A 12,182-nucleotide genomic window follows, 5' to 3' on the forward strand; every position below is an offset into this window, starting at 1 on the left:
GAACATGATTACGAGCACTCATTTGCAACACCATATCGAGATTGATAATAAGATCTAAAGTAATCTTTTACTCGTATGGTTATTTAGCCTTCATGATAAAACTAATGTAAATAGTTCATCATAGATTGTTGATGTTGATTTTGTTAACGAATACTCAATTGATTATACCAATTTAAGGATGGCATGTGGCTCTGTTTAAGACAACATCAGAAGTATCGGTTGATAACGATGCAGCACATAAAGCAAAGCAACTTTCTCCCTGGAAAATTGCCATCATTGATGATGAACCAGGCATACATGATGTGACTAAATTTGCATTAAGTCATTTTGAGTTGGAAGGTAGGAAACTCGCTTTTTATTCAAGTTTTAGCGCTGAAGATGGATTCATTTTACTACGCGATGAGCCTGATATCGCGCTCGCATTTATCGATGTTGTGATGGAAAACGATCACGCGGGGCTGGATTTAGTTGAACGTATTCGAGGTGAGTTAAATAATCACAGTACAAGGATTATTCTTCGCACTGGTCAGCCGGGCAGCGCTCCTGAGGAAAGGGTGATCAGAGAGTTTGATATTAATGACTACAAAGCAAAAACAGAATTAACCGCTACCAAACTTAAATCGTGTGTTTATGCTTCCTTGCGCTCGTATCGAGATATTAAAACAATTGAACTAAGTCAGCGTGGGATGGAGAAAGTCATCCAAGCTTCTTCTTCTGTGCTACTAAGCAATACACTGCATCATTTTGGCAGTGCTGTTCTTGAACAAACATTGCAATTACTTAATTTGAATAGCTCAGCGCTTTATTTAACCAGTTTTCGTGAAGATCTCTACCAAGATACTCATATGAACCTATTAGCCGCGACTGGCGATATGGTGAGTTACTGTGAAATAGAAAATGTCGAATCACTACCGGGTGAAGTGAAAGAGTATATTATTGAAGCCATTAGTTTAGAGAAGTCGATAGTTCACGATAATATTTATGTAGGCTTTTATAAGTTTGGCCAAGATGTTACCAGTATTTTATACCTCCAACACGACACCGCATTAACGCCTTTGCAGGTCAGGATCCTTGAATTATTTGCTGCCAATGTTAGTTTGACCTTTGAAAACCTTTCAAGCAAAGAAAATGTCCAACAAACGCAACGTGAACTGATCCTAATTATTGGTGATGCGATTGAACAGCGCAGTAAAGAAACCGGTGCTCATGTTAGGCGTGTGGCAGTGATGAGTGAAATGCTGGCTAACCATATTGGTATGAGCGATGATTTTGTTGAAACCATGCGCTATGCCGCCCCTTTACATGATGTGGGTAAAATTGGTATTCCTGAAAGTATTTTACATAAACCCGGTAAGTTGACCGATAGTGAGTGGGAAATCATGAAAACCCATGCAGAAAAGGGCTACACCTTACTTGCTGCATCAAATCGTATCATAGCCAAAATGGGCGCTCGTATTGCCTATACACATCATGAACGATGGGACGGTAATGGTTATCCTCGTGGGTTAGTTGCTGATGCAATACCGATTGAAGGTCGCATTATGGCTATCGTGGATGTAATTGATGCACTGTTGTCAAAACGCAGTTATAAAGACGCCTGGTCCGCTGAAAAAGTAAGAGATTATTTAATTGAGCAGTCAGGTAAGCAATTTGATCCTTTGATGTGTGATGCCAGTTTAACCTTGCTTGATAAGTTTGTAGAGATCCAGCAACAAATGCCAGATGAACCTGCGCAAAGCACACATTAAGTTATCTATTATGAATCAGAATTTAGATCAAGTATTACTGGCTGTCAGCCGGTCTGAATTAATTGATACTGGAAACTTAGATTCGGCTTCAAAATTGATTGTCGATTCAGTTTGTCGCGGACTCGATATCGACAGGGCAGGTATATGGTTGTTAACAGAAGATAATCAATCAATCGGTTGTTTTTTATTAGTTGATAATCAAACTAAACAAAATAATATCACGCTAACTCGCTTAGCGTTTCCGGGGTATTTTCGCGCTCTCGATACAGAAAGAACGATTGCTGCCAGTGATGCTATGACAGATCCAGCAACCTGTGAATTTAAAGAGATTTATTTACGTCCCAATGCAATCACAGCCATGTTAGACAGCCCAATAAGGCATGCTGGTAAAATGATCGGCATTATCTGTTGTGAGCATAAGGGAGGCGTTCGGCATTGGAGCCGTGATGAGCAATCATTTGTGAGCTCTTTGGCTGATTTGTATGGTAGAGCTGTTAACGCTAAAAAGGTCAAGGCTTACCAAAATGAACTTGAATTGAATAATTTAGCCTTAGAAGCAGAAGTTGAAAAGCGAACCGCAGAGTTAAAAAATGCGATTAATAATCTACAAGTAACGCAAACCAGTTTAATAGAGAGCGAAAAGCTTGCCGCCTTAGGTAATCTTGTTGCTGGTGTTGCACATGAAGTTAATACTCCATTAGGTATTTCAGTGACATCAACAAGCCACTGCATCGATGAGTTAACTAAACTCAAAACTTTGTTCGCTGCGGGTGAATTAGAACAACAAGACTTTGAAGAGTTTATCCATACACTTACTGACGGATTACATTTAATTGAACGCAATTTATCGCGTGCCGCTGAGTTAGTTCATAACTTTAAACGCACCGCCGCTGACCAGCTTATTCTAGAAAAAGAACAGGTTAATTTAACTGAATATTTGGAACAAATATCTTCCCCTCTTAGGCCATTAACCCGTAAGCAAGGTATCGAACTTGATATTCAATTAGAACCCGACTTGGTTGTTGAATCTTATCCTGGTGCTATTGCACAAATCTTTACTAATCTAGTGTCCAATTGTTTTCGGCATGCATTTCCTGCCGATTATGTAGGACAAAAGCGAATTATATTAGGCGCTAATTATTGTGGTGATGAAATAAAGATGTTTTACAAAGATAATGGTAAAGGCTTGAGCCCTGAAGTAAAGCGGAGAATATTTGAACCTTTTTTTACTACCGCACGTAACATTGGTGGCACAGGGTTAGGCATGTCTATTGTGTATAATCTAGTAACGCAAAAATTAGGCGGTAGGCTTGAGATTATTTCAGAGTTGAATCAAGGCCTTGAAATCGATATTTATATCAAAAATATTACATAAAAGTGTTTTGCAGCGATAAAAAACGCACTCTAAAGTGCGTTTTTTCAGGTTATATCGTTAATAACTAGCCTTTAGCTGCATTTGTTAAAAACGCCACAATCTCATCGAATGGAATATCTTGTTTCTCACCCGTGCGACGGTTTTTATATTCAAATACACCTGCATCAATATTACGATCGCCAATCACGACAACATGCGGTAAGCCAATGAGCTCCATGTCGGCAAACATAACCCCAGGACGCTCTTTACGATCATCCATCAATACTTCAACACCAGCATCAGCCAGGTCTTGGTAAAGTTTTTCGGCAATGTCAGCTACACGATGTGACTTATGCATATTCATTGGCAAAATGCCTACAGTAAACGGTGCAATCGCTTCAGGCCAGGTAATGCCACGGTCATCGTTGTTTTGCTCAATAGCAGCAGCCACAATACGACTCACACCTACGCCGTAACAACCCATCAATAACACTTGAGCTTTACCGTTTTCGTCTAACACGGTGGCATTCATTGATTTAGAATAACTTGTTCCCAACTGGAAGATATGGCCGACTTCAATACCACGAGCCATGGCATACGTACCTAAGCCATCAGGCGTTGGTTCACCTTCGACCACATTACGGATATCCGCTGCAGTCGCTAGAGGCAAATCGCGCTCCCAGTTAATACCAAAATAATGCTTAGCTTCAGTGTTGGCACCCGCGGCAAAATCGCTCATCACAGTCACACTATGATCAACAATAATTGGCATCGTTAAGCCAACAGGTCCTATAGAACCAGGACCTGCACCCACTGCTGCACGAATTTCTGCTTCTGAAGCAAATTCAAATGGAGACGCGACTAATTCAAGTTTGTCGGCTTTAATTTCGTTAAGTTCGTGATCGCCACGGATAACTAAGGCAACTAATGGCGCTTCGTCAGTAGCACCTTTTACGATTAAGGTTTTAACCGTTTTAGTGATGACTAAACCAAATTGCTCAACTAACTCAGCAATCGTTTTGGCGTTAGGCGTATCCACTAACGTCATCGCTTCAGTCGGCGTGGCAAGAGTGTCGGTTGGCATTGGTGATTCGGCTTTTTCAATGTTAGCGGCATAATCGCTACCCGTTGAATAAGCGATTAAGTCTTCACCACTGTTAGCCAGTACATGGAATTCATGCGACATGCTACCACCGATAGAACCAGTATCAGCCAGTACAGGACGGAATGATAATCCCATACGAGTCAGAATATTGCTGTATGCGGTATGCATAGCGTGGTAAGTGTTATCCATGGTTTCTTGATCTAAATGGAAAGAATAGGCATCTTTCATCAAGAATTCACGCGCGCGCATCACACCAAAGCGGGGACGAACTTCATCACGGAACTTAGTTTGTACTTGGTAAAGTGTTAACGGCAGTTGCTTGTAAGAACTTAATTCTTTACGGACTAAATCGGTGATCACTTCTTCATGGGTTGGCCCCAATACGAAGTCACGATTATTACGGTCTTGGAAACGTAATAATTCAGGACCAAACTTGTCCCAACGGCCCGTTTCAACCCATAAATCAGCAGGTTGAACTAACGGCATTAATATTTCGATAGCGCCTGTTTTATTCATTTCTTCACGAACAATGGCTTCAACTTTACGTAAAACACGTAAACCTGATGGAAGCCAAGTGTAGAGACCTGAAGCATTACGACGGATCATACCGGCACGTAACATTAACTGATGACTAATCACCTCTGCATTAGCAGGGGTTTCTTTTTGTGTTGAAAGCAGGTACTTGCTAACTCGCATTCCCAATGTCCAAAATAGTTGCTATGAATTAGCATCATTTTAGCACCTGCAACAATGATGTCACCTGCTAATTCGACTCAAAAGTAGCCTTTGTTATACTTTAACCGCAAGTGACCGTTATTAAACTTCACATCGGGATAATAAATGCATATTAAATAGCTTTCTATCCCTCTATCCAGTGTTGTATTGACTTGTTATAAGAACACAATAGTCGCGTCAATGTGCTTAGATAGCAACAACAATGGCAAGTTTAATATCGATGAGTTGCCACTAATTTGTCTTTATTGAATAACCCTATCTATTCAACGTATCTGAGGTTATTTATCGCGTCGGTCGCCAATAACTCGGGCAGGATTTCCAGCAACAATGGCAAAATCGGGTACATCTTTTGTAACAATGCAGCCCATGCCAATCACCGCACAATCCCCAATGGTGACACCGTCAACAATGCCTGCCTGAGCGCCAATCCATACATCTTGGCCTATCACTACACCTTTTGATGTCGCGGGTTGTTTATAAATGGGTGCGCTGGGTGACATACCATGGTTAAAAGCATAAATCGTGACGTTGTTAGCAATACGTGTTTGGCTGCCAATTTTGATACCGTTACGGCCCCCATCTAAGCTGCAGCCATGGTTAATGGCCACTTCATTGCCTAGGGTAATTGGGCCATGCATAAACACATCAGCGGCAATCATACATTGATCGCCAATGATAATGTCCCTACCAGGTTCGGCAAAAAGCTGAGCTTGTGGGGCAATAAAACATTGTTCACCTACATGAATGGTTTCAAGCTGACATAGCCGTTGTTGAATGTCATCTTGCCAAGGTTTTGCCCATGTTAAATGTTTTGGTTTAAGTGAAAAATACAGCCATGGCATCCATGATAAGCGTTTTTTATGTTGAGCTTGGTAATCTATGTCTGCCATTGATTTAATCCTTCAGCAGTTCAACTTTTGTCGGTTTGAGTTCTAACACTTCAATACCTTGAGCTGTGATATGCCAAAAGATATCTAAGTCGTATAAAGCCACTTGATAAAGTTTGGGATCATTTTTGGCTTTTTTGTATGCAGGACGAGGATCTTGTGACAATACCCCTTCAATAAGCGCGGCTAAATCTTGGTACTGCTCTTGTTGGCTGTAGTGATCTATTTGCTCTGTCGCTAACGATGTATAAGTCAGTGGGATGAGGATTGGGGCTTCTTGGGCTATGCCGCCTTTGGCGTCTAAAATAGCATCAGAAAAAGGAATATAAGGTTTAATATCGACAATTGGCGTGCCGTCTAATAAATCCATTCCAGATATTACTAAGCACACTTTTCCTTTACGTTGGATAACTCCATGGAGTTTTACCACTGATTGGCCAATACCATTTGGACGAAATGTGGAGCGTGTAGCAAAAACGCCCAGTTTTTCATTGCCGCCTAAACGAGGAGGGCGAACGGTGGTTTTCCAACCTTGAGCCAGATTTTCATGGAAACAGAATAATAACCATAAGTGTGAATATTGCTCTATTCCTCTTACTGCATCAATATGATTAAACGCGGGTTCAAACTCTATATAACCTACCGCATTGACTAAACCTGGCTGACGAGGAATACCAAACTTTTGTTTGTAAGGTGTTCTGCATATTGCAACAGCATTTAATTGGCTGCTAAACGGAACGCTAGATTTATGATTCATTAGATCTGTTTGACTGTGTCGATCGTTGCTTTGTGTCATGCGATACCTGAATTAAGCAAACAAAGGGAGTTATAAATCAAATATAAAAAATGTTGATGAGTGTTATATGAGCACTCATCATTTATGGGCAGCCAATATAATATATTGAGTTGTTATTTTTCTGTAGGAGTTTTAATGGCTTGACCGACACAAAGTGCACGGCTAAAACAACTATTATCCGCTTCAGTAATCATAAAACAGCTTTTAACTACAAAACCATTTGCGCCCATATCTGCAGCAGATCTTCTGGCATTGCTTCGTGCTACGGCCATTTGCGGTGGTGCATCTTGTTTGCTTTCTTGGCAGGCTTCGCCTTCCACTAAACCTAAAGTTTCAAATGTTCCTTTAGGTTGATCGTTTCCTTCATATAACTGTACATCACCGACTTTAAAATAATCATTGATCGCTTTACTGTCTAAATTACTTTTGAACGTATAATCACTCGCACAAGCGCTCAATAATAGTGCTATACCTGAGGCAATAAATGCATATTTAAGAGGAAAAGTCATAGCCGTAGCCTTCTATTAATGGGGAATGGATCAATGACGGTTAGTTTACCTTTTCTCATGGCGATGATAAAGCGCTCAAATGCTATAAAAAAAGAGCTTACCGAAGTAAGCTCTTTTTTATTTTAAATGCTAACCGTGTGGTTAACCCTTAATCAGAATAATTATTCCATACCAGGAATTAAGAATTCGCTCATATTTTTGCCGCTATCAACTTGTTGTTTGAATACGGTAGGCATACGACCTTGGCCAGTCCATTGAATTAATTCACCATCAACAGTGATTTGATATTTTGGTGGGCGCGGTGCACGTTTAGGTTTAGCTGTTTTAACAGAAGAGGTCACATCACCTAAATCTTCAATTGATAAACCACTGTTTTCAATTTGAGCAAGAATTTCAGCAATACGAGCGTTACGCTCTGCATTAGCTTCAAGTTCTAATTTTTCTTCTTCTTGACGTTCGGTAATGATTTTTTCTAATTTGGCCGCTGTTTCACGTAAATCATCAAGAGACAATTCTTTTACTGCAGCTTTAAAACGACGGCCGTGGGTTAATATGTCTAAAAAGTCACTCATGTTGTATAGTTTCCTAATGATTTATTTATAAAATAAAAGTTATAAGAGATAAAAAGTATCAACGTTCCGTGTAAGTTTCAGTACTTCATATTGTTTATTTGGGTCGTTATTATTAATATAAGTCAGATTAATTCTCTGATTATTACTAATACAGCTTAATCAATACTGAATATAGCTGTAATAATAGAAACTATTTGGCATTGAATCAAATAAAATCATCTAATTATGCAATTAATTTTAATTAAGCATTCCCATTAAGTAATTAATGATCCACTACTTGTTTAGTTTGATTGCCACCACAATAACAAAAAATATGTAAACAGTCGTTTGACTTTGATTGACGTTAACGTTAACAGGACGTAAAGTTAACCCATCTTGCATTGGCGAACGCCAGTGTGTTGTCCATATACATTGAAGGTGTAGGAAGGAAAACCTATGAAAGTATTGGTGCCTGTTAAACGCGTAGTTGATGCCAATGTGAAAGTCAGGGTAAAAGCTGATAACACAAATGTTGATACGACCAACCTTAAAATGGCGTTAAACCCATTTTGCGAAATAGCGGTAGAAGAAGCTGTTCGCCTCAAAGAAGCTGGCATTGCCACTGAAGTTGTAGTGGTAAGTGTTGGCCCTAAAGCGGTGCAAGAACAATTAAGAACCGCAATGGCACTGGGTGCCGACCGAGCGATTCATATTGAGACCGATGAAGAGTTAGTGCCTCTTTCGATTGCTAAGCTGTTAAAGGCAGTGCAAGAAAAAGAGCAAGCACAACTCGTTATTTTTGGTAAGCAGTCAATTGACGGCGACAATAACCAAACGGGTCAAATGCTCGCAGCATTAACTGATATGCCACAAGCGACATTTGCATCAGAAGTCAAAATTGATGGTGACATGATTACGGTTACACGTGAAATCGATGGCGGACTACAAACGCTGAAAATGCCTTTGCCTGCGATTGTGACGGTAGACTTACGTTTGAACGAACCTCGTTATGCTTCATTACCTAATATTATGAAAGCTAAACGCAAGCCATTAGAGATTATGGCTGTGGCTGATCTTGGTGTGAGCTTAAGAGCGCATCAAACAGTACTTAGCGTCACACCTCCAGTTGAGCGTAAAGCGGGCATCATGGTGTCTTCTGTTGAAGAGTTAGTTGATAAGTTAAAAAATGAAGCGAAGGTGATCTAATATGACCATTTTAGTATTAGCAGAACACGATAATGTCAGCCTGAAAACTGACACGGCGAAAGTAGTTAGCGCTGCAACAGCCATTGGTGGTGATATTCATGTACTGGTTGCTGGTGCTGATTGTTCTGCCGCAGTAAGTGCAGCACAAAGTTTAGCGGGTGTGAGTAAAGTATTAGTGGCAGATGCCGCTCAATATGGTGCTCAACTAGCTGAAAATGTATCAAAATTGGTTGTTGATATTGCCGGAGACTATGAACACATTCTGGCTGCAGCAACCAGTATAGGTAAAGATACATTGCCTCGCGTAGCAGCATTATTAGACGTTGCCCAGATTTCTGAAGTGATTGAAGTTGTAAGCAGTGACACTTTTGTACGCCCTATTTATGCGGGTAATGCGCTTGCAACAGTGCAAAGCTTAGATGCTAAGAAAGTCATGACTGTGCGCTCAAGTGCGTTTGATGTTGTAGCATCAACAGGCAGTGCTGAAGTCATCAACTTAAGCCAAGCAATTGATTCAAAAACTGAGTTTGTTTCTCAGTCACTCACTGAATCAGCCCGTCCTGAACTCGGTAATGCTGGCATTATTGTGTCTGGCGGCCGTGGTATGGGCAGCGGTGAAAACTTTGCCATTTTAGAACAACTAGCCGATAAGTTAGGCGCAGCAGTAGGTGCATCACGTGCAGCTGTAGACGCGGGCTTTGTACCTAACGACTTGCAAGTTGGGCAAACGGGTAAGATTGTCGCCCCTAACTTGTACATTGCAGTGGGTATTTCTGGCGCGATTCAACATCTTGCTGGCATGAAAGACTCAAAAGTAATTGTGGCCATTAACAAAGACCCTGAAGCCCCTATTTTTCAAGTGGCGGATTATGGTTTGGTTGCCGACTTATTTGAAGCGGTACCGGCATTGAACAACCTCGTTTAATCAGATGTTAAGTCGCTAAACGGAGGAGTTGATTAAGCTCGTGTTGTTCAGCCGACTTTGACGCGCTATTAAACGTTCTGTTGTACGATTAAAAAGGTTTCTACTCATAAGGTAGAAACCTTTTTTATTGGGCTACTCTTGGATTTCTCTTGGATTTAGTACTGGTTTAGGTGTTGATTTTTAAAAATTCAGTTCAAATATCCAGGGTTTGATGCGGTTGCTGTTTTTGTGCCCATTACACTAGTGTGCATTTGATTTAAAAACGTTAAACTAATGCTATGCAATTGTGGTTTAAATTGATGTTGTTGTTATTTGTCGTGCTGTTTAGTGCTTTTTACTGGCGCAGAATATGTAATTTATGATTGTATGTTCGCGTTGTGTGTAATGAGCTTTAACTACAAACAACAAAAGTAGAGGTGCGTTGCATAAAAGTCATGTTGAATTGGGTGATGCCAATAATTCGACATAAAAGGGTGCAATGCCGAAATAAATGGGGTTATCAGCCGTATTTGTTGGGGCAGTTCTCGAAAGGGACTGCACTGTCATAGTGTTTTTATCGACTTGATAAAAAGAATGATATTCATATTAAATGGATATTACTGTGGAGTGCTACTAGTTAAGTTAACGCATACACTTCCTGTGTATGTTTAGCCTTATTTCTAGTTTTTCTCCATTCGTATCCAACGAAGAAATAATTAAATTATGATAATAAGTTATGCCGATTCGGCACTTTCTGTTTTGCCACCACTTGTGGCTATTACTCTGGCTATTTTAACTCGTAAAGTATTGCTATCTTTAGGGGTTGGCATTGTTTTCGGCGCCTTATTACTAACCGATTTCTCATTGGTTGGCAGTGGCGAATATATCTTAAATACAGCCAGCCAGTTAGTTTGGAAAGACGCCGGACTGAACAGTTGGAATGTGTACATTTTAGGCTTTTTGATTGTGCTGGGTATGATCACAGCATTGATCACTGTCAGTGGCTCTGCTCGTGCTTTTGCTGATTGGGCTAAATTGCGTATTCGCAATAAACGTGATGCCAAGTTAATGACCATGTTTTTAGGCTGCGTAGTGTTTATTGATGATTACTTTAATAGTTTAGTCGTCGGCTCGATTTCACGTCCAATCACAGATCGCTACCATATTTCGCGTGCCAAATTAGCTTATATTCTTGATTCCACCGCTGCGCCGGTGTGTGTTATTTCTCCCGTATCTAGCTGGGGTGCATACATTATCGCCTTAATTGGCGGTATTTTAACGGCTCATGGATTTACAGATTCTGGTCATTTGAGCGTCTTTATTCAAATGATCCCAATGAACTTTTATGCCATTTTTTCGTTATTATTATTACTGTGTGTTGCAACGTTTAGCTTAGATGTTGGCCCAATGCGCCAGCATGAATTAAACGCACTGCGGGGTAACTTGTTTGATGAGTCAAAAGGCCAACCCCCTGGCGCTGTTACAGATTTACCTGAAGCCGATACCGGTAAAGTGATGGGCTTATTTTTACCTATCGCGGTATTGGTGTTTGCGACAGTGTATTTTATGGTTTCAAGTGGCGCCGATGTGTTAGCAGCAAAAGGCTTACCGTTTAATGTACTTGGGGCATTTGAGAATACCGATGTTAGCTCGTCACTATTTTTTGGCTCTGTAGTTGGTCTTATTGCGACGCTCATTCTTGCTATTCAGCAAAAAGTTGACTTGTCTATGTTACTCAAAGGCATGTCGGTTGGCGCGCGCTCGATGTTGCCAGCCATTTACATATTACTTTTTGCATGGACAATTTCGAGTGTGATTGGACAGCTTGAAACCGGTAAGTACATGGCAAGTTTAGCCACTGACAATATTCCGTTTGCGATGTTACCTGCAGTGTTATTCCTATTAGCGGGTATTACCGCATTTGCGACAGGAACAAGTTGGGGCACGTTTGGGATTATGTTGCCTATTGCAGCAGATATGGCTATGGGAAGTGATAGTAGTATGATGTTGCCAATGTTGGCCGCAGTATTGTCTGGTGCGGTATTTGGCGATCATTGTTCGCCCATTTCTGACACCACTATATTGTCGTCAACCGGTGCCAGTTGTCATCATATTGATCACGTGGTTACTCAACTGCCGTATGCCTTAATTGCCGCGTTCATCAGTTTAGTCGGTTACACCGTATTAGGTTTTACTGGCTCATTAATCGCAGGGTTAGTTTGCTGTAGCGTGTTGTTTGTCATCAGCATTGTGATATTACACTTTTGGGCTAAGAAGTAATTTCTTGAACTAAGCCCTACTGTATGTAGGTAGATGTCCAATTTAAGCTGTAATAAAAATGCCGTATTCGTTATGAATACGGCATTTTTATTTGTTATTACGATGTT

The 12,182-nt window shown here is 40.6% G+C and carries 10 protein-coding genes and 1 riboswitch; of the genes, 5 read left to right on the top strand and 5 right to left on the bottom strand.

Annotation, left to right across the window (positions count from 1 at the left end; translation table 11 throughout):
• Positions 1-185 precede the first annotated feature (185 nt).
• Both AAEY98_RS15965 and AAEY98_RS15970 read left to right on the top strand, forming a co-directional pair.
• Positions 186-1,748 carry a DUF3369 domain-containing protein gene (locus tag AAEY98_RS15965; protein WP_351018124.1) on the top strand — a complete coding sequence of 521 codons (1,563 nt, stop codon included), beginning with the start codon at positions 186-188 and terminating at the stop codon, positions 1,746-1,748.
• Between the two features lie 10 nt (positions 1,749-1,758).
• Positions 1,759-3,123, top strand: a complete 1,365-nt coding sequence (locus AAEY98_RS15970; RefSeq protein WP_351018127.1) for a sensor histidine kinase — start codon at positions 1,759-1,761, stop codon at positions 3,121-3,123.
• A gap of 64 nt (positions 3,124-3,187) precedes the next feature.
• Here AAEY98_RS15970 and AAEY98_RS15975 read toward each other — a convergent pair whose 3' ends face one another.
• The 5 genes from AAEY98_RS15975 to AAEY98_RS15995 form a co-directional block, all read right to left on the bottom strand.
• On the bottom strand, positions 3,188-4,903 hold the full coding sequence (locus AAEY98_RS15975; protein ID WP_162023571.1) for a proline--tRNA ligase: 1,716 nt from the start codon (positions 4,901-4,903) through the stop codon (positions 3,188-3,190).
• A 317-nt stretch (positions 4,904-5,220) separates the two neighbouring features.
• On the bottom strand, positions 5,221-5,832 hold the full coding sequence (locus AAEY98_RS15980; RefSeq protein ID WP_350999373.1) for an acyltransferase: 612 nt from the start codon (positions 5,830-5,832) through the stop codon (positions 5,221-5,223).
• Between the two features lie 4 nt (positions 5,833-5,836).
• Positions 5,837-6,586: a tRNA (N6-threonylcarbamoyladenosine(37)-N6)-methyltransferase TrmO gene (gene tsaA / locus AAEY98_RS15985; protein WP_101087197.1), complete on the bottom strand. Its 750-nt coding sequence runs from the start codon at positions 6,584-6,586 to the stop codon at positions 5,837-5,839.
• Between the two features lie 152 nt (positions 6,587-6,738).
• Complete coding sequence (gene rcsF / locus AAEY98_RS15990) at positions 6,739-7,134, bottom strand: Rcs stress response system protein RcsF (protein ID WP_101086533.1); 396 nt, start codon at positions 7,132-7,134, stop codon at positions 6,739-6,741.
• A 161-nt stretch (positions 7,135-7,295) separates the two neighbouring features.
• On the bottom strand, positions 7,296-7,706 hold the full coding sequence (locus AAEY98_RS15995; protein ID WP_101086534.1) for an H-NS histone family protein: 411 nt from the start codon (positions 7,704-7,706) through the stop codon (positions 7,296-7,298).
• Between the two features lie 435 nt (positions 7,707-8,141).
• Between AAEY98_RS15995 and AAEY98_RS16000 the strand changes: the two genes are divergently transcribed.
• The 3 genes from AAEY98_RS16000 to AAEY98_RS16010 all read left to right on the top strand — a co-directional run bounded on the left by AAEY98_RS16000 (position 8,142) and on the right by AAEY98_RS16010 (position 12,075).
• Entirely contained in the window at positions 8,142-8,891 is a 750-nt protein-coding gene (locus AAEY98_RS16000) for an electron transfer flavoprotein subunit beta/FixA family protein (protein ID WP_059744357.1), read from the top strand.
• A gap of 1 nt (position 8,892) precedes the next feature.
• Complete coding sequence (locus AAEY98_RS16005) at positions 8,893-9,816, top strand: electron transfer flavoprotein subunit alpha/FixB family protein (RefSeq protein WP_101086535.1); 924 nt, start codon at positions 8,893-8,895, stop codon at positions 9,814-9,816.
• Between the two features lie 403 nt (positions 9,817-10,219).
• A riboswitch (Lysine riboswitch) is annotated at positions 10,220-10,436 on the top strand.
• A gap of 79 nt (positions 10,437-10,515) precedes the next feature.
• The gene (locus AAEY98_RS16010; RefSeq protein WP_351018155.1) at positions 10,516-12,075 is read left to right on the top strand and encodes a Na+/H+ antiporter NhaC family protein; all 1,560 of its coding nucleotides are present in this window, start codon (positions 10,516-10,518) and stop codon (positions 12,073-12,075) included.
• Positions 12,076-12,182: the final 107 nt, after the last annotated feature.

Origin of the sequence: Shewanella sp. AC91-MNA-CIBAN-0169, from assembly GCF_040310165.1 — a bacterium.
Taxonomy (GTDB): Bacteria; Pseudomonadota; Gammaproteobacteria; order Enterobacterales; family Shewanellaceae; genus Shewanella.

Excerpts from the sequence above, each read along its gene's own strand:
- AAEY98_RS15995 (WP_101086534.1), bottom strand. The coding sequence starts at position 7,706 with ATGAGTGACTTTTTAGACATATTAACCCACGGCCGTCGTTTTAAAGCT.
- AAEY98_RS15975 (WP_162023571.1), bottom strand. The coding sequence starts at position 4,903 with ATGCGAGTTAGCAAGTACCTGCTTTCAACACAAAAAGAAACCCCTGCT.
- AAEY98_RS15980 (WP_350999373.1), bottom strand. The coding sequence starts at position 5,832 with ATGGCAGACATAGATTACCAAGCTCAACATAAAAAACGCTTATCATGG.
- AAEY98_RS16000 (WP_059744357.1), top strand. The coding sequence starts at position 8,142 with ATGAAAGTATTGGTGCCTGTTAAACGCGTAGTTGATGCCAATGTGAAA.
- AAEY98_RS16005 (WP_101086535.1), top strand. The coding sequence starts at position 8,893 with ATGACCATTTTAGTATTAGCAGAACACGATAATGTCAGCCTGAAAACT.
- tsaA (WP_101087197.1), bottom strand. The coding sequence starts at position 6,586 with ATGAATCATAAATCTAGCGTTCCGTTTAGCAGCCAATTAAATGCTGTT.
- AAEY98_RS15970 (WP_351018127.1), top strand. The coding sequence starts at position 1,759 with ATGAATCAGAATTTAGATCAAGTATTACTGGCTGTCAGCCGGTCTGAA.
- rcsF (WP_101086533.1), bottom strand. The coding sequence starts at position 7,134 with ATGACTTTTCCTCTTAAATATGCATTTATTGCCTCAGGTATAGCACTA.